Annotated in this window: 21 protein-coding genes; 9 read left to right on the top strand and 12 right to left on the bottom strand. The window is 74.2% G+C overall.

Annotation, left to right across the window (positions count from 1 at the left end; all coding sequences use genetic code 11):
* Nucleotides 1-48: 48 nt before the first annotated feature.
* On the bottom strand, nt 49-1191 hold the full coding sequence (locus OP86_RS23290; RefSeq protein WP_030259648.1) for a PLP-dependent cysteine synthase family protein: 1143 nt from the start codon (nt 1189-1191) through the stop codon (nt 49-51).
* A 243-nt stretch (nt 1192-1434) separates the two neighbouring features.
* Complete coding sequence (locus tag OP86_RS23285; protein WP_033333033.1) at nt 1435-2610, bottom strand: ROK family protein; 1176 nt, start codon at nt 2608-2610, stop codon at nt 1435-1437.
* Between the two features lie 191 nt (nt 2611-2801).
* Between OP86_RS23285 and OP86_RS23280 the strand changes: the two genes are divergently transcribed.
* Nucleotides 2802-4010, top strand: coding sequence for an MFS transporter (locus tag OP86_RS23280; protein WP_033333025.1), 1209 nt, complete (start codon nt 2802-2804; stop codon nt 4008-4010).
* A gap of 162 nt (nt 4011-4172) precedes the next feature.
* Nucleotides 4173-4784 carry a HutD/Ves family protein gene (locus OP86_RS23275; RefSeq protein ID WP_033333023.1) on the top strand — a complete coding sequence of 204 codons (612 nt, stop codon included), beginning with the start codon at nt 4173-4175 and terminating at the stop codon, nt 4782-4784.
* Between the two features lie 93 nt (nt 4785-4877).
* On the opposite strand, the gene OP86_RS23270 is transcribed toward OP86_RS23275, so the two are convergent.
* Nucleotides 4878-5828, bottom strand: coding sequence for an esterase/lipase family protein (locus OP86_RS23270; protein ID WP_418952641.1), 951 nt, complete (start codon nt 5826-5828; stop codon nt 4878-4880).
* A 151-nt stretch (nt 5829-5979) separates the two neighbouring features.
* On the opposite strand from OP86_RS23270, the gene OP86_RS23265 reads away from it, so the two are divergent.
* Nucleotides 5980-7293, top strand: a complete 1314-nt coding sequence (locus OP86_RS23265) for a PucR family transcriptional regulator (RefSeq protein WP_030059025.1) — start codon at nt 5980-5982, stop codon at nt 7291-7293.
* Between the two features lie 39 nt (nt 7294-7332).
* On the opposite strand, the gene OP86_RS23260 is transcribed toward OP86_RS23265, so the two are convergent.
* On the bottom strand, nt 7333-8088 hold the full coding sequence (locus tag OP86_RS23260; protein ID WP_030259663.1) for an acyltransferase: 756 nt from the start codon (nt 8086-8088) through the stop codon (nt 7333-7335).
* 271 nt (nt 8089-8359) lie between these two features.
* On the opposite strand from OP86_RS23260, the gene OP86_RS23255 reads away from it, so the two are divergent.
* Nucleotides 8360-9142, top strand: a complete 783-nt coding sequence (locus tag OP86_RS23255) for a maleylpyruvate isomerase family mycothiol-dependent enzyme (protein ID WP_030259666.1) — start codon at nt 8360-8362, stop codon at nt 9140-9142.
* Nucleotides 9143-9237: 95 nt separating this feature from the next.
* Here OP86_RS23255 and OP86_RS23250 read toward each other — a convergent pair whose 3' ends face one another.
* Nucleotides 9238-10011 carry an enoyl-CoA hydratase family protein gene (locus tag OP86_RS23250; RefSeq protein ID WP_030059026.1) on the bottom strand — a complete coding sequence of 258 codons (774 nt, stop codon included), beginning with the start codon at nt 10009-10011 and terminating at the stop codon, nt 9238-9240.
* A gap of 237 nt (nt 10012-10248) precedes the next feature.
* Between OP86_RS23250 and OP86_RS23245 the strand changes: the two genes are divergently transcribed.
* Together OP86_RS23245 and OP86_RS23240 are read left to right on the top strand one after the other, a co-directional pair.
* Nucleotides 10249-11208, top strand: a complete 960-nt coding sequence (locus tag OP86_RS23245) for an ATP-grasp domain-containing protein (protein ID WP_078589252.1) — start codon at nt 10249-10251, stop codon at nt 11206-11208.
* 64 nt (nt 11209-11272) lie between these two features.
* Nucleotides 11273-11677 carry a RidA family protein gene (locus OP86_RS23240; protein ID WP_030059031.1) on the top strand — a complete coding sequence of 135 codons (405 nt, stop codon included), beginning with the start codon at nt 11273-11275 and terminating at the stop codon, nt 11675-11677.
* Nucleotides 11678-11679: 2 nt separating this feature from the next.
* Here OP86_RS23240 and OP86_RS23235 read toward each other — a convergent pair whose 3' ends face one another.
* A complete protein-coding gene (locus tag OP86_RS23235; RefSeq protein ID WP_051830458.1) occupies nt 11680-13005 on the bottom strand; it encodes an MFS transporter in 1326 nt (441 codons plus the stop codon).
* A gap of 176 nt (nt 13006-13181) precedes the next feature.
* On the opposite strand from OP86_RS23235, the gene OP86_RS23230 reads away from it, so the two are divergent.
* Nucleotides 13182-14168 (top strand): ArsR/SmtB family transcription factor, encoded by a 987-nt coding sequence (locus OP86_RS23230; RefSeq protein ID WP_030059033.1) that lies wholly within the window; start codon nt 13182-13184, stop codon nt 14166-14168.
* Nucleotides 14169-14393: 225 nt separating this feature from the next.
* Here the strand turns inward: OP86_RS23230 and OP86_RS23225 are convergent, their stop codons facing one another.
* Complete coding sequence (locus tag OP86_RS23225) at nt 14394-15812, bottom strand: geranylgeranyl reductase family protein (RefSeq protein ID WP_418952642.1); 1419 nt, start codon at nt 15810-15812, stop codon at nt 14394-14396.
* A 35-nt stretch (nt 15813-15847) separates the two neighbouring features.
* Between OP86_RS23225 and OP86_RS23220 the strand changes: the two genes are divergently transcribed.
* A complete protein-coding gene (locus tag OP86_RS23220; RefSeq protein WP_030059036.1) occupies nt 15848-17212 on the top strand; it encodes a dipeptidase in 1365 nt (454 codons plus the stop codon).
* On the opposite strand, the gene OP86_RS23215 is transcribed toward OP86_RS23220, so the two are convergent.
* Entirely contained in the window at nt 17188-18084 is an 897-nt protein-coding gene (locus OP86_RS23215) for a DUF4184 family protein (protein ID WP_051830457.1), read from the bottom strand. The genes OP86_RS23220 and OP86_RS23215 overlap by 25 nt on opposite strands.
* 242 nt (nt 18085-18326) lie before the next feature.
* Nucleotides 18327-19394, bottom strand: a complete 1068-nt coding sequence (locus OP86_RS23210) for an NUDIX hydrolase (protein WP_030259675.1) — start codon at nt 19392-19394, stop codon at nt 18327-18329.
* Nucleotides 19395-19554: 160 nt separating this feature from the next.
* Between OP86_RS23210 and OP86_RS38285 the strand changes: the two genes are divergently transcribed.
* Nucleotides 19555-20034: a PfkB family carbohydrate kinase gene (locus tag OP86_RS38285; protein ID WP_280921461.1), complete on the top strand. Its 480-nt coding sequence runs from the start codon at nt 19555-19557 to the stop codon at nt 20032-20034.
* A 120-nt stretch (nt 20035-20154) separates the two neighbouring features.
* Here OP86_RS38285 and OP86_RS33810 read toward each other — a convergent pair whose 3' ends face one another.
* From OP86_RS33810 to OP86_RS23190, 3 genes are all read right to left on the bottom strand, one after another.
* The gene (locus tag OP86_RS33810) at nt 20155-21021 is read right to left on the bottom strand and encodes a C40 family peptidase (protein ID WP_051830456.1); all 867 of its coding nucleotides are present in this window, start codon (nt 21019-21021) and stop codon (nt 20155-20157) included.
* A 326-nt stretch (nt 21022-21347) separates the two neighbouring features.
* Complete coding sequence (locus OP86_RS23195; RefSeq protein ID WP_030259685.1) at nt 21348-22769, bottom strand: acyl-CoA synthetase; 1422 nt, start codon at nt 22767-22769, stop codon at nt 21348-21350.
* A 233-nt stretch (nt 22770-23002) separates the two neighbouring features.
* Nucleotides 23003-23294, bottom strand: a 292-nt coding sequence (locus OP86_RS23190; protein WP_033333021.1) for an electron transfer flavoprotein subunit alpha/FixB family protein, incomplete at its 5' end; no start/stop codon positions are given.

Genomic DNA, 23294 nt, shown 5'->3' with positions numbered 1-23294 from the left:
AGATTTCAGAGTCTGTCACGTGTCAGCTGTTATCTGCTACCTGTCGGGTCAGCCCGTCCAGGGGCCGCCGGCGAGGAAGGACTCCAGCGCGACCCGGTAGGGCGCGATGTCGATCCGCTCGCCGGCCAGCCAGTCGTCCGAGTAGTACTTGTCCAGGTAGCGGTCACCCGGGTCGCAGATGAGCCCGACCACGCTGCCCGTCCGCCCGGCCGCCCGCATCTCGGCGACGATCCGCAGCGCGCTCCAGAGGCCGGTGCCGGTGGAGGCGCCGGCCTTCTTGCCGAGCACCTGCTCCAGCACCCGGACGGCGGCGATCGAGGCGGCGTCCGGCACCTTCATCATCCGGTCGATCGCGCCGGGGACGAAGCTCGGCTCCATCCGGGGCCGTCCGATGCCCTCGATCCGCGAGCCGCTCTCGCAGACTGCGTCCGGGTCGTGGCGCACCCAGCCGTCGAAGAAGCAGGAGTTCTCCGGGTCCGCGACACAGATCCGGGTGTCGAACTGCATGTAGTGCACGAAGCGGGCGATGGTCGCCGAGGTGCCGCCGGTCCCGGCGGTGGCGACGATCCAGGCCGGCTCGGGGTGCGGCTCCAGGCGCAGCTGGGCGAAGACCGACTCGGCGATGTTGTTGTTGCCGCGCCAGTCGGTGGCCCGCTCGGCGTAGGTGAACTGGTCCATGTAGTGCCCGCCGGTCTCCTCGGCGAGCCGGGCGGAGGCCTCGTACACCTCGTCCGAGCGCTCGACCAGGTGGCACTCGCCGCCGTGGAACTCGATCAGGTCGATCTTGGCCTGGCTGGTGCTCTTGGCCATGACGGCGATGAAGGGCACGCCGATGAGCTGGGCGAAGTAGGCCTCCGAGACGGCGGTGGAGCCGCTGGAGGCCTCGATCACCGGCTTGCCGGGGCGGATCCAGCCGTTGCAGAGCCCGTAGAGGAAGAGCGAGCGGGCCAGCCGGTGCTTGAGCGAGCCGGTCGGGTGGGTGGACTCGTCCTTGAGGTACAGGTCGATCCCCCACTCGGTCGGCAGCGGGAAGCGCAGCAGGTGGGTGTCGGCGGAGCGGTTGGCGTCGGCCTGGACCTTGCGCACCGCCTCCTTGAGCCAAGCGCGGTACTCCGCATCGGAGCGGTCGACGTCGACGGTCGGCTCGATGCCGGACCGGGGGCCGCGCTCGATGCCGGGCTGGGTGCTCATGGTCGCTGTCTCCCTCGTGGTGGCCCCCCATTGCTCACTACGAGTGTATGACGATCACGATAAGTGACATTTTTCGAAGACCCAGGTTCCGCTTATCGGCGCCGTATTGGCGCCTGGCTATCGGCGCCTGACTGACTCCTGATCGGCGCCTTGCTGACGCCTTGTCGGCTCGTCGGCGCCTTGTCGGCGCCTTGTCGGCGCCCGGCCAGCCACAGGGAGCAAGTTTTGCCCGAAGGGGCGTTCCTAGACCGGCACCGACTGCGGATCCGCCAGGTACGGCCCCCAACCCAGTTCGGCCGCACCGGCGAGCGCGCCGTGCGCCAGCTCCGCGCCGACGATCGGCACCCGGCCGCTGCGTCCCCACAGGCTGCGCTCGGCGACCACCGTGCGCAGCCGCTCGGGCGCGGCCTCCAGCAGGTCGAGGTGCAGCCCGCTGAGGACCACCCGGTCGGGGTTGAGGATGTTGGCCACGCCGGCCAGCCCGAGCCCTAGCCGGTCGATGACGTGTTCCACCGCCGCCCGCGCCCGGTCGTCCGTGGCGGCTGCCCGGCAGAGCTCGCGGGCCTGGTCGAGCAGCGGACGCCCCGGCTCCGGGGTGAGCCCTGCGGCGGCGAACAGCGCGTCGGGGTCGGTCTCGGAGTTGAGGCAGCCTCGGTTGCCGCACATGCAGGGGCGGCCCTGCGGGTCGACGGCGAGGTGGCCGACCTCCAGCGCGAGGCCCGCGCTGCCGGTGTGCAGGTGGCCGTCGATGACCAGCGCGCCACCGACGCCGCGGTGGCCGGAGGTGACGAAGAGCAGGTGGCGGGCGCCGCGCCCGGCGCCATGCCGGTACTCGGCGAGCGCGGCGAGGTTGGCGTCGTTGGCGATCGCGGTGGGCAGCGGGCGCAGCGCCTTCGGGCCGTGGTCGGCGCGGCCGACCTCGACGTCGTACAGGTCGGCGACCGGGGTGCCGCTGGGCCAGGCGAAGTGCAGCGCGGCGAGCGCGGCGCCGTCCGGTTCGGTGACCGGGTTGGGCAACGCGAGCGCGGCGCCCAGGCAGCGGCGGTCGGTCTCGCGGGCGAGCGCGGCGCCCGCCTCGGCGACGGCGCGCAGCATCCGGACCGGATCGGTGGCGGCGGGCAGCGGCAGGTGGACGGGCGGGTCGAGCAGCCCGCCGAGGCAGGCCAGGGTGACGCTCAGCCCGTCGGCGTGGATCTGCCCGGCGACCACGACCGGGCCCTGCGGGTCGATCGCCAGCCGGTGCGAGGGGCGGCCGCGGCCGCCGCCGGCCGGGCGCGAGTCGACGGTGATCAGGCCGAGCGCCTCCAGCTCGGCGGTGACCGCACCGGCGGTGGCCCTGGTCACGTCCAGCGCGCGGGTGAGTGCCGAACGGGTCGGCGCCTGGCCGGTGTGGATCAGCGAGAGCGCGGGGCCGAGCAGCGTCCGACCGCGGTCGGGGGCCGCGCGACGGTGGCCGTCGCGCGGCGCGTCGGGTTCGTTCCCGGTGCCGGGTCGCGGGCTTGATGGTGAGAGCTGCACGCACCTATTGTGACTTTGTGTCGCTTCGAAACAAAATCCGTTCCCAGCCCAGACCGGACCACTCCTCCCCCCAGTCTCGCAGCACACCCCCGGTGACCGACAGCCCCTGGGGTCCCGCACGTCTCGCGCTCACCGCGTTCTTCGCCGTCGACGGCTTCCTCTTCGCGGCCTGGGTCGTCCGCATCCCGGACGTCCGCAGCCAGGTCAGCGCCTCGCACAGCGCGCTCGGACTCGCCCTGCTCTGCCTGTCGATCGGCGCCGTCATCACCATGCCCATGGTCGGACGGCTCTGCCTGCGTTACGGCTCGCGGCCGGTGACCGTCGGCTCACTCGCCCTGCTCAGCCTCGCCGTCCTGCTGCCCGCACACGCCCACTCGGTCGCCGCGCTCGGCGGTGTGCTGCTGCTCTTCGGCGCCGGGTACGGCGGGGCCAACGTCGCGATGAACAGCGCCGCCGTCGACCTCGTGGCGCAGCTGCGACGGCCCGTCATGCCCAGCTTCCACGCCGGGTACAGCTTCGGCGGCCTGCTCGGCACGGGCGTCAGCGGCCTGCTCGCCGGGCCGTTGAGCACCGCGTGGGCACTCGCGCTCAGCGGACTGCTGGGCATGGCCGTCACCGTCGGCGCGGGCGTCGTGCTGCTCCGCAGTCCGGCGGCACCGCTGGTCGCGCCCGACCGGACGCCGGGTACGGCGGACGGCAGCGCGGAGGACGGTGCGGCGGGGGCGGCGGGTGCGGCGGGTGCGGGCCGACCGCACACCCGGTTCCTGGTGCTGCTGCTCGGCGTCACCGCGCTGTGCACCGCATACGGCGAGGGCGCGATCGCCGACTGGACCACCCTCCACCTCACCGACGACGTCCACGCGAGCGCCGCGGTGGCCGCCACCGGCTACGGCGCGTACGCCTTCGCGATGGCCGCCGGGCGGGTCGGCGGCACCTGGCTGTCCATCAGGCTCGGCCAGAACCGGCTCATGCTGCTCGGCGGGCTGACGGCCGCGGCGGGCATGCTGGTCGCCGCGCTCGCGCCGGTGGTGCCGCTGGCGATCTGCGGGTTCGTCCTGGTCGGCCTCGGGTTGGCCAACCTCTTCCCGCTCGCCATCGCCCAGGCCGGTGCGGCCGGCGGCCCACAGGGAGTGGCGCTCGCCTCGTCGCTCGGGTACGGCGGGATGCTGATCGGCCCGGTGGTGATCGGCTTCCTCGCCGACGCGGCCGGACTGCCGATCGCGCTGACCACGGTCGCGGTCGCCGCCACTGCGGCGGCGCTCCTGCCGTTGACGGTCGGGCGGCGTCCGGGGAACAGGTGAATGGCGACTGGCGACTGGCGACGGATTACAGATGACAGATGACAGATTTCAGCATCTGTTATCTGTCATCCGTCATCTGTTCGCCGTCATCTGTACGCTGCCACCCGTTCTCCCCGCCCCTCCCGCTGACGGGACGCACCAGCAGTGGCAGGATGCGGGGCCATGACGACCAGCGAACCCTTCCAGGTACTGCGGGCGAGCGAGCGCCCTGCGACGGCGTGGCTCAACGGGGGCGGGGTGACCCGGGAGATCGCCGGGTTCCCGGCCGGAGCCGGGCTGGAGAAGTTCGACTGGCGGGTCAGCCTGGCCGACGTGGCCTCGGCCGGGCCGTTCTCCCCGTTCCCCGGCATCGACCGGGTGATCACCCTGGTCGAGGGCACCGGCATGGCGCTCACCGTCGACGGCGTCGAGCAGCTGGTCGACGCTCCGTACCGCCCGTTCGCGTTCTCCGGCGACGCCACGACGGACTGCCGGCTGCTGGGCGGCCCGGTAGTGGACTTCAACGTGATGACACGTCGCGGGCGGGTCGAAGCCACCGTGGACCTGCTCTCCGCACCCGCCGACATCGGGGTCCCGGCCGGGGGTACCGCCCTCCTCGTCTGCCTCGCCGGCTCGGCACTCATCAGCGGCAGCGGCGGCAGCAGCGCCGACGTCGTCGGCGTCGGCGACGTCGAACTCGCCCGCTACGACGCCGCCCTGCTCGCCGCACCGGGCACGCACCGGCTGCGCCCGGACGGCGTCACCGCCGCCATCACGTTCCGCCCGACCCGTTGAGGCGGGGCCCACCGGACGCCCGACCCACCTGCGCACCCCGACGAACGACGGCGCTCCCGCCCCCGACCCAGGGGCGGGAGCGCCGTCGCCGCCTCAGCCGCAGAGCACCGGTGTGGCGTGCGCCGGGTCCAGGGCGTTGGTCACCAGGTGCAGCGCCGTCGGCGAGAACGCGATCGCCACGTGCTCGACGAGCGAGACCGGGCAGTGGTCCTGCAGCACCACGTTGTCGACGCCCGGGCCGTTCAGGAACTGGGTCCGCCAGGGGGTGACGACCTCGTCGTACACCGTCGAGATCACCGTGTAGCTCACCCCCGGCACGGTGTCCGGCCGGGAGGCCATCGTCCTGTTGAAGTCCGAGCCCACCGCCTGGTCCCGGCAGGCCTGGCAGACGGTGTAGATCAGGTCGGCGACGCCCGGGAAGTACGGTGCGAGGTTGACGATCCCGTCGAGCGTCGTGCCGTGGTTGGACGGTGCCAGCCCGACCAGCTTGCCGACCTTGGAGGCGCCACCGAGGAACTTCAGGTAGTAGTTCGGCAGCATGCCGCCCTGGGAGTGCCCGACGATGTCGACCTTGGCCGCGCCGGTCGCGTTGCGCACCAGGTCGACGAAGCGGGCGAGTTGGGCCGCCGAGTCCGACACCGGGCCGAGGCCGCCGATCGGGAGCAGCAGGCCGCTGCCCGTGGAGGTGATGCCGGGGATGGTCCCGTAGTCGAGCGCGAAGACGCAGTACCCGAGGCTCTTCAGCAGCGGGGACAGCGCCAGCCAGTTCTCGTAGCGGTTGGCGAAGGTGCCGTGCACCAGGACGACCGGGTCGGGGTGCGCGGCGGTCGGCCGGCAGTTCCAGTCGTTGGCGCCGGGCGGCGAGGCCACCGTGTCACCGTCGGGCGGCAGTTCGGCCGCGGAGACGGCAGCGGAGACGGAGGCGCCACCGGCCGGGACAGCGGCGACCGCCGGGGCCGCGTACGCGGGCGCCGCCGCCGCACCGGCCAGCAGCGAACCCGCGAGCACGGCCGCGCCGAGGGCGCTGCCGAGCCCACGGCGCAAGGATCTTGCGGAGAAGCGGAGAAGTGGGGTTCTCAACTGTTGCCTCCACAGTGGAAGTTTGTTACCAACAGGTAACCCGAGTGGCTCCATCATGCGGTCGCCCCTCCGGCCCGGCCCTTGGGCGTTCCCCCAGACCTGGACGGTGTTCTCTGTGACCGGTCACAACGCACCCCACTGCCCGCCCCCGAACGCCGCCGCCCAGGCGCCGGGTTGGCGCATCCCGGTGATCGGCGGACTGCCGGCCGACCAGCGCCTGCTCTGCGGCGTCCGCGAGTTGGCCGAAGCCGTGGTCACCGCCCTGCTGGACCGCGTGCCGGTCTACCGCCGCCTGCCCCGCGAGCAACTCACCGGCGAGCTCACCCGGGACACCGAGCGCCGGATCCGCGCCCTCGCCCACACCGTCCGCACCGGACTCCCCGCCCCCGCCGAGGAGTTCACGGCCGTCCGGGAGGCCGCCACCCGCCGCGCCGAGGAGGGCCTGCCGCTGGACGCCGTCCTGCTCGCCCACCACCTCGGGCTGGAGGTCTGCTGGGAGTTCGTCACCCGGCACGCCCAGGACGGCGACGCCGCCGACCTGCTGGTGCTCAACCGGCTGCTGCTCGACCAGCTCCGGCAGGCCACCACCACCGCCGGCGCGGGCTACCTGGACGGGCGCCGCCCGGCCGCCGACCGCCGCAACGCGGCCCGGCAGTCCCTGCTCACCGCACTGCTCGCAGGCACCCCCGCCGACGAGGCCGCCGCCCGGGCCGGGCTCCGACTGCCCGCCGGCTACGCCGTGCTCTGCCTGTCCGTCGCCGACCACCCCGACGAACACTCCCCCGACGTCGACCCGGCCGTCGCCGCCCGCCGCAAGCTCCGCCGGCTCGGCGCCGAACTCGACCACCGCACCCGGCAGTCGGCGCTCACCGCACTGACATCCTCGGGCGGACTGGTGCTCGTCCCGTTCGGGCCGTCCCCGAGCTCATCCGACGACGCCACCAGCGCGACCACCTGGCCGCAGCTCGCCGCCACCCTCGCCGCGGCAGCCCGAGCCGCCGGTGCGCCCGTACTCGCCGGAGCCGCCGAGGCCGCACCAGCCGACGTGCCCGACGCGGCCGCCCTCGCCTACGAAGTCCTGGACGTCGCCCGGGCGTTCGGCCGCCCGCCCGGGCTGCACCGGCTGGACGACGTCCTGCTGGAGTACCAGCTCACCCGCCCCAGCCGGGCCCGCGCCAGACTCGCTGCCCTGCTCGAACCCCTGGCCGACACCGGGGAGTTGCTCACCACCCTGCGCACCCACCTGGCGGGCGGCCTCAACCGCCGGCACACCGCGAGCGCCCTGCACCTGCACCCGAACACCGTCGACTACCGGCTGCGCCGCATCGCCGTCCTGACCGGTCTGGACCCGACGCACCCCGCCGACGTCCTGCGGATCACCGCCGCCCTCGCGGCACGGACGGCCGAACACGACTCGCCCGTACGGTAGTTGAGCTCAGGAGTAGGCCCCAGACCGACAGAACGATCGTCAGCCCTGCTCCCCCGGCAGCCGCAGGTCCCACCCGACCAGGGCGCGCAGCTGCTCCGCCGTCACGCCGTCCGGCACCGGCTGGGGCGCGTCGTGGCGCAGCGGCGGCTGCCAGCCGTCCTCCTCGGTCCAGCGGCGGACCACCTTGGCCGGTGCCCCGGCGACCACGCTGTGGTCGGGCACCTCGCCGCGCACCACCGCACCCGCCGCGACCACCACGTTGCGGCCGATCCGCGCCCCCGGCAGGATGACCGCTCCGGTGCCGATCCAGCTGCCCGCACCGATCTCCACCGGCTCGTTGCGCGGCCACTGCTTGCCGATCGGCAGGTCAGTGGCCCGGTACTCGTGCGCCTGGTCGGAGATGTAGACGCCGGGCCCGGTCCACACGTCGTCGCCGAGCACGATCGACTGGTGGCCGACGATGTGGCTGTCCCGGCCGATCACGCAGCCGCCGCCGATCCGCACGATCGGCTCCGGCCCGAGGTCCAGACCGGGAAGGAAGCCGGCGCTGATGGTGACCCGCTCGCCGATGATCGAGAACGGCCCGATGGTGATCCACTGCTCGTTGAACACCGCCCCGAGCGGGAAGGCGAGGGTCGTGCCGTCCCCCAGCTCGCCGAACCGGTACGGGCCCGGGCTCTGGTTGGTGACCGCGCCGGTCCGCTGCACCCAGCGCCAACCCCGGTGGACGAGGCGTCCGGCGGCGCGGCGACCACCGGCCCGAACAGCGGAGACGAGGGAGCGGGTTATCGGCATGCGCTCACGTTACCGGCCCGTAGCAGCCGCCCGACCGCCGGGCGGCCAACATCACACCGGGCCCGTCCGCCCCGTCCGTCCCGTCCGTCCCGGCCGTGACAACGTCCAATCGTGACAAGGTCAGCCGGGGCAACGTCCAGAGGTGGCAACGTCCGACCCATCGCCCACGACGGGACCCAGCGGCGGCCTCAGCGGCGGCCGAGCGGAGGCCGGCCGAAGGAATGTCCGAAATCCGCGACCGGTGTCGGTCGGCGGTGGAAGACTCCGCCCCATGGAGATCACCGAGCACATCGAGGCGCTGCGGCACGAGGGCACCCGGCTGGCCCGGGCCGCCGCCCGTACCGAGCTGTCCGCACCCGTCCCCACCTGCCCGGAGTGGCAGCTGGCGGACCTGCTGCGGCACGTCGGCTACGTCCACCGGTGGGCCGACGCCATCGTCTCCCGGCGCCTGCAGGCGCCGTTGGACGACGCGGGCGCGGCCGCCGCCGTCGGGCCGATGCCCTCGGACGCCGGGCTGCTCGACTGGTTCCGCGAGGGCCACGCCGCCCTGGTGGACACGCTCACCGGGGCCCCGGCCGACCTCGAATGCTGGAGCTTCCTGCCCTCCCCCAGCCCACTGGCGTTCTGGGCCCGGCGCCAGGCCCACGAGACCGCCATCCACCGCCACGACGCCGACGCGGCCGCCGGAGCGCCCGGACCGGCCGTTGACCCAGCGCTCGCCCTGGACGGCATCGACGAACTGGTGCGCGGCTTCATGACCCGCAGCCGGGCCACGCTGCGCAGCGACCGGCCGCGCACCCTCCAGGTGCGGACCACCGACAGCGCCGACGGTGCCGACGGCGCCGGATCCTGGCGCCTGACGATCACCCAGGAGCCGCCGACCGTCACCACCGACGAGCGCCCCGAGCCCGCCGACCTGACCCTCACCGGCCCCGCCCACGAGCTCTACCTGCTGCTCTGGAACAGGCTGCCCGCCGAGCAGGCCCGGGAGGTCGAGGCGACCGGCGACCGGGACCTGCTCGCCCTCTGGAACGACGCGGCCACGATCCGCTGATCGCGACGGCCTGGGTGTCGCGGGCGCCCGCGACACCCAGGCCGTCAACGCACTCACGCTGTCAGCGCACCCAAGCCGTCAACGCACCCAAGCCGTCAACGCACCCAGCGCGCGGACCGCTTCTCCAGGAACGCCCGCATCCCCTCCTGCGCCTCCGCCGAGCCGAACAGCCGCGCCGACAGCTCCACCAGCTCGTCCGCATCACGCTCGAAGGAACGCACCACGTCCGCGTTGGCCAGCCGCTTCGACTCCGCCAGCCCCTGCGGGGAGCCCTGGCGCAGCGCGTCCAGCAGGCCCTTCAGCACGACGCCGGTGTCCTCGGCGGACTCGGTGGCGCTGGTGATCAGGCCGATCCGGGCGGCCTCGGCGGCGTCGAAGACCTCGCCGGTGAGGTAGTAGCGGGAGGCCGCACGCGGCTCCAGCTTGGGGCGCAGCGGCAGCGAGATCACGGCGGGCGCGAGGCCGAGCCGGACCTCGGTGAAGGCGAAGGTCGAGGCCGGTCCGGCGATGGCGAGGTCCGCCGCGCCGACCAGGCCGAGGCCGCCCGCCCGTACGTGCCCGTCGATGACGGCGATCACCGGCTTGGCGCAGTCCACGATCGCCCGCTGCAGCTCGACCAGGCCGCGCGGACCGACCGTCGGGTCCGCGCCGGTCGCCTCCGAGAGGTCCGCGCCCGCGCAGAACACCTTGCCGGTGTGGCCGAGCACCACGGCGCGGACCTCCGGGTCGGCCGCGGCCACCGCCAGCCCGGCGTGCAGCTCTGCCATCAGGCGGGTGGAGAGCGCGTTGCGGTTGTGCGGCGAGTCGAGGGTGAGCGTGGTGACGGCGTCGGCGGTGCTGACGCGGACGAAGGGCTCTGCGCTGGTCATCGGCGGGTCTGCCTTCCGGCTGAGGGTGGGTCGGACTGCGGGCGCGGTCCGGGGTGCCCGGACCGCGCCCGGACGACTCTGGCACGCCCACCCGCCCCTCGGCCAGAGCCAACCCGCCCCGCGGGCCGAACCGGCCCGCCTGCACGGCGCATCCCGGACGGCCGAAGCCGGACACTCCCGGCGACCGGGTCGAAATCCGGTGGTCACGGCCATCGCGCCCACGGCACCATCGTCGCCATGACCAGCGACACCGCCCGTACGACCGACGGCACCGACAGCACCGACAGCACCGGAGTCACCGGCGACGCCGACAGCGTTCCCACCGCCGTCCTGCTCATCGCGCCGCGCATCAACGAGACGGGTCTCCAGCTGCGCACCGCCGCCGGACGCCGCGGCCTGCGGGCGTACACCGCGACGTCCTGGCAGGCCCCGCGCGAGCTGCTCGGCTCGACGGTGCACGTGTACGGCGGGCCGCTGTTCGGCGACGCCGTCGGGCGGGAGCTCGGCCTCGGCCTGCTGGAGCCCGCCGCCGACTGGCTGACCAGGCTGCCGCTCCCCCTGACCGGACGGCGGGTCACCTGCACCGCGCTGGCCGAGGCGCGGCGGCTGCGGCGCCCGGCCTTCGTCAAGCCGCCGGCGGACAAGCTGTTCGCCGCCCGCGTGTACCCCGACGGCAGCGCGCTGCCGGGGCCCGAGGTGCTCGACGGTGACACGCCGGTGCTGGTGAGCGAGGTGGTGCGGTTCGACGTGGAGTACCGGCTGTTCGTACTGGACGGCGCGGTGCGGACCGGCTCGCGCTACGCGGTGGACGGCGAGCTGTCCGTCGCACCGCTGGGCGGGACGGCCGGGAAGGTACCCGCCGGAGCGGCCGGAGAGGCCGGACCCGTCGGAGCGGCCGGACCTGCTGGAGAGGCCGGACCCGTCGGAGAGGCCGCCGAGGTGCTCGCGTTCACCCGCGACGTCCTGGCCGCCTCGGCGGCGGGCGCGCCGCTGCCGAGCGCAGCCGTGGTGGACGTCGGGCGTACGGAGAACGGCCGTTGGGCCGTGGTGGAGGCCAACGCCGCCTGGGCCAGCGGAGGTTACGCCGCCGCCCCGGACGCCGTGCTCGACGTGGTGCTGCGCTCGGCCGGCCCGGCCGACCAACTCCCCACCACCGACCGGCCGTTCCTGCGCGACCTGCCCGAGGTGGTGCGCTGAGTCCACTCGACCCCGGACCGCCGGGGCTTGCGGTTCCGATGGATCATGGCGCAGGATCCGCGCCATGACCACCTCTCACCTCACCCACATCACCGAGCCGCCCGGGGTGGCCCCCGGCACCGGCTACACCCAGGTCGTCACCGGCACCGGCCGGCTGGTCCAGGTCTCCGGCCAGGTCGCCTTCGACGAGCAGCGGAACCTGGTCGGCGTGGGCGACCCGAAGGCCCAGGCGCGACAGGTCTTCGAGAACCTGCGCCGTTGCCTGGCCGCCGCCGGGGCCGGGTTCGAGCACGTCGTGAAGTTCACCTTCTTCATGACCGACATCGCCTACCTCCAGGCCATCCGCGAGGCCCGCGACGAGCACCTGGGCGCCCTGCCTCTGCCGGCCGCCTCCGCGATGCAGGTGGTGGCCCTGTTCAAGCCCGAGGTGCTGATCGAGATCGAGGCGCAGGCGATCGTCCCGGAGTGACGTCAGACCGCCCCGAGGCGCCCGTCCCGCCGTCCGGCCCACCGCACGACGGGACGCATCGCCAGGCCGGCCGCCGCGAGCACCGCGCCCAGGACGACCCAGCCGACCGCGCCGTACCCGATCACCAGCGTGCTGACCAGCGCCGGACCGGCCATCAGCGCCGCCGCCGTCCCCGCGTTGAACACGCCCTGGTAGGCGCCGTGGTCGCGCTCCCCCGCGAGGTCGTAGCTGAGCGCCCAGCCGCCCGCCTGCCCGACGACCTCACCGAGGGACTGCAGCGCGACCCCGCCGAGCACCACCACGGCCGCGGCGAGCCCGGGCAGGCCGTGCGCCAGCGAGACGACCAGGCAGGAGGCCGCGAGCACCATCCCTGCGCGCCCACAGGCCCGGGCGGCGGCCGTCCGTTCCTCGGTGCCTCGCGTGGCCCGCATCTGCAGGGTGATCACCAGCAGGGTGTTGACGATGAGGGTGCCGGCCACGGTGATCCGCGGCGCCTCGGTCTCCTGGACGATCCAGAGCGGCACCCCGACCTCCAGGACGGCGAACTGCAGGCAGAGCACCGCGTTCAGTACCGTCACGGCCACGAACGGCCCGTCCCGCAGCGCCGGATTGCGCCGCCGGCCCTGCTTGGCGCCCTTGCCCGAGGGGTCCGACGGCTTCGGGACGCCGGTCTTCGCCGCCTGGTCGGCCCCCGACCGGCCGACCACCGCTGAACGCCGCAGGTCGGCGAGGCGGTGGAACAGTACGGCGGCGACGACGAAGGAGGCGGCGTCGGCCAGGATCGCCGCCAGGTAGACCGGCCGGGTGTCCGCCTGGAGCGCGACCGCGCCCAGGGCGGTGCCCAGGCAGATGCCCACGTTGGTCACCACCCGCAGGTAGGCCCGGCCCGCCACCCGGCGGTCGGCGGGCAGCACCTCCGCGTAGAGCGCGTTCCTCACGGCGGCGGACCCTCGGTCGACGGCGGAGACCAGGCAGGCCAGCGCGACGAACGCCGGGTAGCTGTGCACCAGCGCGTACCCGGCCGTGCCGACCGCCTGCACCGAGACCAGCACCACCAGCACCCGCCGTGCGCCCCAACGGTCGGCGGCCCGGCCGGCGGGCACGCTGGCGACCACCCCGCACAGGCCGGCGGCCGTCATCCCGAGCCCCAGTTGGGCGGCGCTCAGGCCGAGCACCCGGGTGAAGAACAGCACCGCGACCGAGAGGGAGAGGCCGTTGCCGACCGTGTTGACCAGGGTGATCCCGGCCAGCCGACGGACCGTCGGGTCGGGGTGCAGGCGCCGTCGGACGGTGCCGACGATTCCGGTGTCACCGGGGCTTTCGGGCATGGCGGGGGAAGGTACGGAGGACTCCGTCGTCGTGGTGGTCATACGAAGATCCCACCGCTCATCGGGGCGACCCAGGTACTCCTTTAGGCTCAGGCTAAATCCGAAGCCGGACCTCCCGACCTCCCGACTCCCCGACTCCCCGACCTCCCGCCCGGATCCCAGTAGAAGGACGCCCCGTGCACCGGTTCACGCTCCGCCTGGCCGACCTCGCCACCACGTGGTTCGCCGCCTCCCCGATCCACGAGGCCGTCCTCAGCCTGCGGATGTGGACCCACCCCGGCGTGTACCACTTCCAGGCCCAGGCCTTCGAACAGCTGAGGCCCGCCTTCGAGCGGCTGGACTCCCGCCTGCTGCTCTCGCTCGTCGCCGAGAACCGCTGGGTACCGGACTTCCTGACCCCCCGCCCGTCCTCCCCCTCCCCCGAGTTCCGCTCCGAGCTGGCCACCGTCCGCGCGCTGCCGCCGGAGCGGCTGCGCGCCGAACTGGAGCAGACCTTCCTCCCGAACGGTCAACCGCTGCCCGCCCCGCTCGCCGCCGGACTCGCCGACCCGGAACGGCTGTTGGAGCGGATCGCCGATGCGCTGGAGGAGTACTGGGAGACCTGCCTCGCGCCCACCTGGTGGCCGCAGGCCCGCGCAGTCCTGGAGGCCGACCTGGTCTACCGCGCCCGACTGCTCGCCCAGCACGGTGCAACGGCCCTCTTCGCCGACCTGGACCACCGACTCCGGTGGGAGGACGGCGTGCTGTCGATCGACCGGCACTGGACGGACGGGGACGTGGAGACCCCCGTGGACGGACGCGGCCTCGTGCTCTGCCCGACCTTCTTCGTCCGCGGCGCGATCACGATGATCAGCAAGGACCGTGCACCGCAGATCAGTTACCCGGCGCGCGGGCAGGCAGGGATGACCGGGCGGGCCGCGCCGGTGCCGCGGCAGGCCATGGAGGCGCTGGTCGGTGCACCGAAGGCCCGGCTGCTGGCACTGCTCGCCGAACCCGCCTCCACGACCGACCTCGCCTACCGCCTCGGCGTCACTCCGGGCGCGGTCAGCCAGCACCTGTCCGTTCTCGCCGCCACCGGTCTGGTCACCCGAGCCCGCCACGGCCGCTCGGTGTTGTACCGGCGTAGCCCACTCGGCGACGAGCTGACGGGGGCGAACAGATGACAGGCAACCGACGACAGACGACAGACGACAGACGACAGACGACAGACGACAGATTTCAACATCTGTCATCTGTCGCCCACCGCCCCCACCCCCATCCCACCCCCACTCAGTGGTACAGACCTGTTGAAGCAGCGCGCTCGTCACGGCCGTCACCTTCGCCCCGTCCACCGACACCGCCCCACCCACCGCCCCGCACAACACCGAACGGCCCAGTGCCGACCGCCCCTATCGCGACGCCATCGCCGTCAGCCTCCGCGCCGCCCGGTACTGCCGCAGCACCTGGGAGAACGTGGTGTGCCCCTGGGTGGTCCGGGCGAAGGCCCGCCACGCCGCCGGCACCAGGCAGACCGCCGCGTGGAACAGGTACGGCCGCCGCTCGAAGGCACCCAGCAGCTGCTTGCCCGCACGCATCTCCACGCCCAGCCCGGCCTTGACCGCGAACGCGTAGTTCAGCGCCTCGCGCCGCACCGCCGCCGCGTTGCCGGCCTCGGCGACCTTGACCGCCCACTCGCCGGCCAGCCGGCCCGAGCGCAGCGCGTACGAGATGCCCTCGCGGGTCCACGGCTCCAGCAGCCCGGCCGCGTCCCCGGCGACCAGCACCCGGCCGCGGGAGAGCGGCGAGTCCTCGGCCCGGCAGCGGGTCAGGTGCCCGGACTCGACCCTGGGGGTGAACCCGGACAGGCCCAACCGCCGGATGTAGTCGGCGAGGTACTGCTTGGTCCGCTCCCCGTCCCCGCGCGCCGAGATGACACCGACGGTGAGGCTGCTGGTCTCGGTCTTCGGGAACACCCAGCCGTAACTGCCGGACAGCGGGCCCCAGTCGAGGTGGATCCGGCCCGCCCAGTCGGCCGCGACCTGCGGCGGCACCGGGATCTCCGCCTCCAGGCCGAGGTCGATCTGGTCGAAGGTGACGCCGACGTGCCGGGCGATCCGGCTCGCGCTGCCGTCCGCGCCGACCACCGCGCGGGCCTCGAAGGTGCGCCCGTCGGCCGCCGTCACCAGCGCCGTCCGGTGCTCGCCGCCGCGCTGCTCGACCCCGGTGACGGTCACGCCGGTGACCAGCACCGCCCCGGCCGCCTTGGCCGCCTGCACCAGGCGCAGGTCGAACTCGTCCCGGTTGACCAGGCCGAACAGCATCCGCTGGGAACGCCGCGTCCGGGTGTACCGCCCGTTGTACGCGAAGGTGACGGCGTGCACCCGGTCCTGCAGCGGCAGCCGGAAGTCCGGCGGCAGGCTGTCCCGGGAGGGGCCGATGATGCCGCCGCCGCAGGTCTTGTAGCGGGGGTGCTCGGCCTTGTCGAGGAGCAGCACCCGGCGGCCCTGGGCAGCGGCGGCGTGCGCGGCCGAGGAGCCCGCCGGTCCGGCGCCGACCACCACGACGTCCCAGACGCCGTCGAGCGGCGAGGCCGAGTCGTCGAGCGGGCTGTCGAGCGGGCTACGGGAATCGGAGCTTCCGGAGTCAGTCACGTCGAGCAATCCTATGCGTCCGCCCGCCCCACCGGGCGCCGCACCACTCGGCACACCCCGAACGCCCCCACGCCCGGCCCCGAACCGCCCCGCCCCCTCCGGCGCCCCCGGCCCCGGACCACCCGATACCGCTCCGCCTATGATCGGCAGTACCCCAACCGAACCCTCCGCCCGCATCACCCCACGGGCGGCCCCATCCCTTCGGAGCCCCGATGTCACAGCCCCTGGCCGACGCCGTCCGGTCCCTGATGGACCGTGCCCGCACCGACCTCGCCGAGCTGGTCGCGTTCCCGTCGGTCGCCGACCCGCGCCAGTTCCCGGTCGAGGAGTGCGAGAAGGCCGCGCGCTGGGTCGCCGACGCGTTCGCCGCCGAGGGCCTGACCAACGTGCAGTTGCTCGACACCCCGGACGGCACCCAGTCCGTCTACGCCGAGCTGCCCGGCCCCGCGGGTGCGCCGACCGTCCTGCTCTACTCGCACTACGACGTCCAGCCCCCGCTCGACGAGGACGCCTGGATCAGCCCGGCCTTCGAGCTGACCGAGCGTGACGGCCGCTGGTACGGGCGCGGCGCCGCCGACTGCAAGGGCAACATCCTGATGCACCTGACCGCCCTGCGGGCGCTGCGCCAGGTGTACGGGGACGCCTACCCGGTCAGCCTGAAGATCATCGTCGAGGGCTCGGAGGAGCAGGGCACCGGCGGCCTGGAGCGCTACGCCGAGGCGCACCCCGAGCTGCTCACCGCCGACGCCATCATCATCGGCGACACCGGCAACTTCGCCGCCGGCCTGCCCACGGTGACCGCCTCGCTGCGCGGCATGACGGTGGTCGAGGCCTCGGTCACCACCCTGGCCGGCAACCTCCACTCCGGGGCGTTCGGCGGCGCCGCCCCCGACGCGCTGCAGTCCCTGGTCCGGATCCTCGCCTCGCTGCACGACCGGAACGGCGACGTCGCGGTCGCCGGGCTGGCCGCCGACCAGACCTGGGACGGCGTGCAGTACCCGGAGGAGCAGTTCCGCGCCGACGCCAAGGTGCTCGACGGCGTCGCCCTGACTGGCACCGGCACCATCGCCGACCGCCTCTGGGCCCGCCCGTCCGTCACCGTCCTCGGCATCGACGCGCCGCCGGTGATCGGCGCGACGTCCTCCGTCCAGGCCGCCGCCAAGGCCCTGATCAGCCTGCGCGTCCCGCCGGGCACGGACGCCTCCGCCGCCCAGGACGCGCTGGTCGCGCACCTGGAGGCGCAGGTCCCGCTCGGTGCCCGGCTCACCGTCGAGCGCCGGGGCAGCGGCTCCCCGTTCCGCGCCGACACCACCGGCCCGGCCTACGAGGCGATGGGTGAGGCGATGGCCGAGGCCTTCGGCACCGGGATGGTCGCCTCCGGCGAGGGCGGCTCGATCCCGCTCTGCAACACCCTGCGCACGCTCTACCCGCAGGCCGAGATCGTGCTGATCGGCGTCGAGGAGCCGACCACCCAGATCCACGCGGTCAACGAGAGCGTGGATCCGCAGGAGCTGGAGCGGATGGCCCTCGCCGAGGCCCTGTTCCTCCGTCGCTACGCCGAACTGCGCTCCGTCTGACGGACGTTCGAGGCCTGACGGACGTTCGGGGCCTGACGGACGTTCGGGGCCTGACTGACGTTCGGGCCCTGGTCCCGGCCGGCCCCCGGCCGCCCGCCGCGCAACCGGCGGGCGGCCGCCACCACCGCCGCGTACCCGACGGCACCCACCGCGAGCCCGGCCCCGGCGCCGAAGCAGACCTCCGGCACCAGGTTCCGCTTCAACGGGCTGAGCCGGTGCAGCACCCCGGCCGCCGTCGCCGCGCCCAGCACCGCGACGGCGGCCCGCCGCGTCCGGGGCGCGAGCCGGACGGCCGGCCGCACCGGCTCGACGGCCCGCACCGCACGCGCCGCCCAGCCACCCATCGCCGCCAGCGCGAGCGCCGAACTGCCGTACTGCAGCGACTCGTACAGCGGCACCCCGGCCACCTCCCGGTCCAGTACGGGCAGCAGCCGCACGCCCAGCCGGCCGCCGTGCGTGAACGCGTCCCACCCGACGTGGGTGGCCGCGCCGATCGCCGCCGACGCCGCGAACCACGCCACGCCCGCACCCGTGACGCCCGGACCGCCCCCGCTCCCGGCCCGCCGCACCGTCAGCGCCTCGGCGCCGCCCGACCACCGCTCGGGCAGCAGCGCCACCAGCGGCGCCCGCAGCAGGCCGTGCCAACCGGCCACCAGTGCACCGGCGATCACCACGTCCAGCGTCGGCACAGCCCACCAGCGGTGCGTCAACCCGCCGTGGCCGTAGACCCCGGACAGCAGTGACTCGGCGAAGAACGGCACGTCGGGCGCCATCGACCCGGCGACCAGCGCCGACGCGACCAGCGGGCCGCGCTCCCCGGCACGGCGCAGCAGGGGCAGGACGGCGGCGGGATGGCTCAGCGTGAACGGCATGCCCCCATCCTCCCGCCCGCACCGGCAGCCCGGCGAACCCGGTGGACCCCGACCACCCCGGCACCACGGCCGGACCTCACCGAAACCGAAACCGAACCCGAACCCGAGGCCGGCCGAGCTGGGCCAGCCCGGGCCACGGCCCAACCACGCCAGGGCTCACGCCAACGCCACGGCCGGGCCGCACCGACGAGGCGCCCGCAGGCATGCCCGCCGACGCCCGGCGGGAATCCTCGGCCCCCGCCCTACGCCGCGTCCGCCGTGCTCGCCAGTCCGACCGCCACCCGGCAGCCCGCCTCCAGGTACCGCAGCTCGCCACTGCGCCGGGCCTCCAGCGCCGCCGCGAGGCGCCGGTACCGGCTCGGCGGCAGCAGTTCGGCGGCCTCGTCGAGTGTGACGAAGCGCCAGCTGCGCAGTTCTTCCGGCTGCAGCAGCAGGTTCTGCCGGCCTGTGGCGTCCAGCAGGCCGCCGTCGTACATCAGCCGCAGGCCGCCGCGGCGCGGGCCGGTGCGCGGCTCCCAGTCGACGGCGAGCAGGCGCAGCCCGGTGGGGTCGAGGCGCAGGCCCAGTTCCTCGGCGGTCTCGCGCAGGGCGGCGTCGGTGGGAGCCTCGCCGCGCTCGACGACGCCGCCCGGGAAGTCCCAGTCGGGCTTGTAGACCGGGTCGACGAGGAGGACCCGGTCCTGTTCGTCGAAGAACAGGACGCCGGAGGCGACGGTGTCCCCGGTCGGGTCCGGGGTCTGGACGATCGGGCAGCGCGCTGCGCCGACCCGGACGAGTTCGGCGATCCGGAGGGCGGTCTCCCGGGGGGTGAGCTCGCTGGTGTCGACCATCCTGGCGTCCCCGACCAGCCAGCGGCGGGCGGCGCGGTAGCGGGGCAGGTGTTCGAGGCACCAGGTGCGGACCCGTTCGCTGGCCTCCGGGTCGCCCGGGCACTCGTCGCGATGGGCGATGCGGTCTCGCAGGATCGTTTCTTCTGGGTCCAGCACGACGTGGTGCACCGTGATCCCGTGGGAGGCGAGGTCGCCGAAGATCTCGTCCCGGTAGTCCTCTCTGAGCAGGGTCATCGGGACCACCAGCGGTCCCCCGACCTCGGTGAGCAGCGCGGCCGCCGTCTCGGGGACGAGGCGGCGCCAGGCCGCCAGGTCCTGGAAGTCCGACACCGTCGCCAGCCGGTCGGCCGGGAGCATCCGACGCAGGCCGAAGCCCACCAGCTCGGGATCGAAGAGCACGCTCCCGGGCAGCAGTTCCACCAGCTCGCGGCAGGCACTGGTCTTGCCCGCCCCGAATGTGCCATTGACCCAGACGATCACAACGTCCCCTGCCCCTAGACTTCCCCCGATGCCGTTCGCACCGGGCAGCGCCCCCGTCGGCCGAACCAGCGCCACCCGTGGTGGTACCCGCCCCACGCCGCTCCCCATGCCTGCCCGTCGGCGCCGGTCCGCGCGCCCCGTCCTGCCCCGTGACAGCGGCATGTGCCCAGGCCAGGAACTCGCGCCCGAAAATATGCAGACCGGTCTACATCCCGCCCTCCCCGCCGCAGGCCCCTCCGGCGCCACCCGCTGGCTGCACAACACCGCCCCGGCCGGCGCACTGCCGGAGCCCGGCCCGACCGGGCGCCGCCCGCTGGTCGTCGCCAACGCCGTCGAGGCCCGCCAGCTCACCGGCGCCACGGACGTCGCCGAGGCCGCCCGGGCCCTCGCCGCCCGCGCCGAGGGCGCCGTGATCACCCTCGGCGGCGACGGCGCCCTGGTCGCCGCCGACGGACGGCTGATCCGGCTGCCCGCCCCCGCGGTCCGGGTGGTCGACACCACCGGAGCCGGCGACGTGTTCTGCGGCGCCCTCGCCGCCGAACTCGCCCGCGGCGCCGGGCTCACCGATGCCGCCGCCGGGGCCTTCGCCGTCACCGCCCTCGGCGCCCGCGCCGCCCTCCCCCGCCCGGCCGACCTCTGACCGCGCAACCGGCCTCTCACCGCGCTCCGACCGCGACAACCGCCCGCGCCGAGCGACTGCGACACGCGTCGGGGGCACCCGCCGGAACGGACGCCCCCGACCCGCGAACCGGCGGCAGCGCTACGGCCGCCCCATGTACGCCGGGTAGTAGCCGCTGCTGATCCCCGAGATCCGGATGTTGGTCCCCGGCCGTGCGGCCTCCACGTACTGGTTGTTGCCCAGGTAGATCGCTACGTGCTGGATGCCCCGTTCGGTCCCGTCCGGCGACCAGAACAGCAGGTCGCCGCGGCGCAGCTGACTCGCCGTGATCGGCGTGGTCGCCGCGTACTGGTCGTTGGCGACCCGCGGCAGGTCGATGCCGCCGCGTCTGAACGCCTGCTGGACCAGGCCGGAGCAGTCGTACCCGTCCGGCCCGTTGCCCGCCGTCCGGAACGGCTTGCCCAGTTGGGCGAGCGCGTACTGCACGGAGGTCTCGACGTCGCGGTCCTCGGCGACCGAGTCATGGGACGAGCCCGAGGAGCCCGAGGAGCCCGAGGAGGAGCCGCCCCCGGTCCGCGCCAGGTAGATCTCGTAGTGCGAGGTCCAGCGCCACTCGCCCTTGCTGTTGCGGAACCAGTAGCGCGACCCGTCCCACCCCTGCTTGATGCCCCCGCTCGACTTCGCGCCGCTCGACGGCTTGGTCCCGCTTCCGGTCCGCGCCACGTAGACGCTGTAGTGCGAGGTCCAGCGCCACTGCCCCTGGCTGTTCTTGAACCAGTACCGCGAGCCGTCCCACCCGGCGTGCGCCGGCGCGGACTCGGCGGCCGCGGGGCTCACGCCCGTGCCGAGGCCGAACACACCCGCTCCGGTCGCGATCACGGCCACCATGCCTATCCCCCGGCGGAGCCGCGCGGCCCGGGACGGACGGGAGGAACGGGCGGTGGCAGCGTCCTGCTGCCCGGTCGGTTCGTCGGCGGCATCCGGCGCGCCGGTATTGACGGTGGTCATCCTGCTGACTTCCTTCACTGCTGCGAATCGCATGCGGACGGCCGCCGGACCGGCGGCTGCGGACCTGCTTCGAACTCGCCGTACGCCCGGCACCACCGGTTCGTACGGCTCGGCAGACCCTGCCCGACGCGCCGCGGCCTCCGGCCCTGCGACCGGAAGCCGCGGCGTCTCGCCCAGGGATTCAGTTCTGCCTGCGTGTCACGTTAGGCACGCGTCCGCACACGGCGCGCAGTGGAGTGCGCCAAATGGAAGGGGCACGGGCGGCGAGCACCGACGCCGCATCAGGGTGAGAGCCCGTCACCGGGGAGCGGTCCGACGCCCCCTCATCACCGGCCGCCGGCCTCCGCGAGCAGCTGCTTCTTCAGCACCTTTCCCAGGGCGTTCCTGGGCAGTTCGGGTACCAGGACGACTCGGCGCGGCCGCTTGTGCACCGAGAGCCGCTCCGCCACAAAGGCCGTCAGCTGGTCCCCCGTCACGGCGCCGTCCGGGATGACGTAGGCGACGATCGCCTGGCCGAGGTCCTCGTCCGGCACGCCGACCACCGCCGCGTCGGCGACCGACGGGTGGTCCCGCAGCGCGGCCTCCACCTCGCCCGCGCCGATCCGGTAGCCGCCGCTCTTGATCAGGTCCACCGAGGCGCGGCCGACGATCCGGTGGAAGCCGTCCGCCCCGATCACCGCGACGTCACCGGTGCGGAACCAGCCGTCCGCCGTCCACGCCTCGGCGTCCGCGTCCGGTCGGTTGAGGTACCCGCTGAACAGCGTCGGTCCGCAAACCTGCAGCTCACCGACGGTCTCCCCGTCGTACGGCACCGGCTCGCCGTCCTCGCCGACCAGCCGGGTGCGCACCCCGTCCACGGGCAGCCCGACACTTCCGGGGCGCCGCTCGCCGTCCGCCCGGGTGCTGACGGTGATCAGCGATTCGGTCATCCCGTACCGCTCGATCGGGGCGTGCCCGGTGAGCGCCGCCAGCTTCTCGAACACCGGCACGGGCAGGGGTGCACTCCCGGAGACCAGCAGCCGGGCCGAGGCCAGCCGGGCGGCCGCCTCCGGGTCCGCCGCCAGCCGGGACCAGACGGTGGGCACCCCGAAGTAGAGGCTGCCGCCGGCCGCCGCGTACGCCTCCGGGGTGGGCCGTCCGGTGTGCACCAGCCGGCTCCCGGTGCGCAGGGCGCCGAGCACGCCGAGCAGCAGTCCGTGCACGTGGAACAGCGGCAGGCCGTGGACGAGGGTGTCCTCGGCGGTCCACCGCCACGCCGCGGCCAGGGCCTCCAGGTCGGCGGCGATCGCCTCGCGCCGGATCACCGCCCCCTTGGGCGCGCCGGTGGTGCCCGAGGTGTAGAGCACGAAGCCGGTCGACTCCGCGGCCGGTTCGGCGTACGTGGCGGCGGAGCGCTGGCCTGGATCGACCGGCAGCCCCTCCACCGGGGTGCCCTCCGGCAGCGTTTCCCCGACGGCGTGCGCGAGCAGGGCCGCGCCCGAGTCACCCAGGATGTGCTCGCGTTCCTTGGGCCCCGAGTCGGGCGGCAGCGGCACCACCGGAACGCCCGCCAGCAGGCCGCCCACCACGGCGGTCACCGTCTCGACGGTGGGCCGGGCGAGCACCGCCAGCGCGGGGGCACCGGCCACCCGGTCGGCGACGGCGGTCGCCGCGCCCAGCAGGTCCTCCCGGGAGAGCGTCCGGCCGTCGATCCGCAGCGCGTCCGCCGCGTCGCCGAAACCGCCCTGAAGTGCCGTCAGCAGTGCCATGCCACCGTCCTCGCCCTCGTCCCACGCCATTGCGTCACGCCCTGCACGCCCTGAACGTCACACCGTGCGGGTCACACGTTCAGGTCATGCGGTCAACTCATGCCCCGCACGCCACACGCCCGGGTCATGCGGTCAACTCATGCCCCGCACATCACGCGTCCAGGTCATGAGCCCAGCTCATGACCGCAGCATGAGCCCGGCTCATGCCCGAACGTCACGCGCCCGCGCCGACTCTACGGGGCGCCACCGGTCCGTCCGCGCTCCGCAGGGAACGACGGAGGCACCTGGAAGAGGTCGCCGACCACGCCGTAGTCGACCAGCTCGAAGATCGGGGCCTCGGGGTCCTTGTTGACGGCCACGATGGTCTTCGAGGTCTGCATGCCGGCCCGGTGCTGGATGGCACCGGAAATGCCCGCCGCGATGTAGAGCTGCGGGGAGACCTGCTTGCCGGTCTGGCCGACCTGGCTGCTGTGCGGGTACCAGCCCGCGTCGACGGCGGCACGCGAGGCGCCGACGGCCGCGCCC

It is taken from the genome of Streptomyces novaecaesareae (assembly GCF_000716875.1).
GTDB lineage: Bacteria > Actinomycetota > Actinomycetes > Streptomycetales > Streptomycetaceae > Kitasatospora > Kitasatospora novaecaesareae.
Note: the sequence above shows the minus strand (reverse complement) of the source record. Positions and strands in the feature narration are given on the sequence as shown.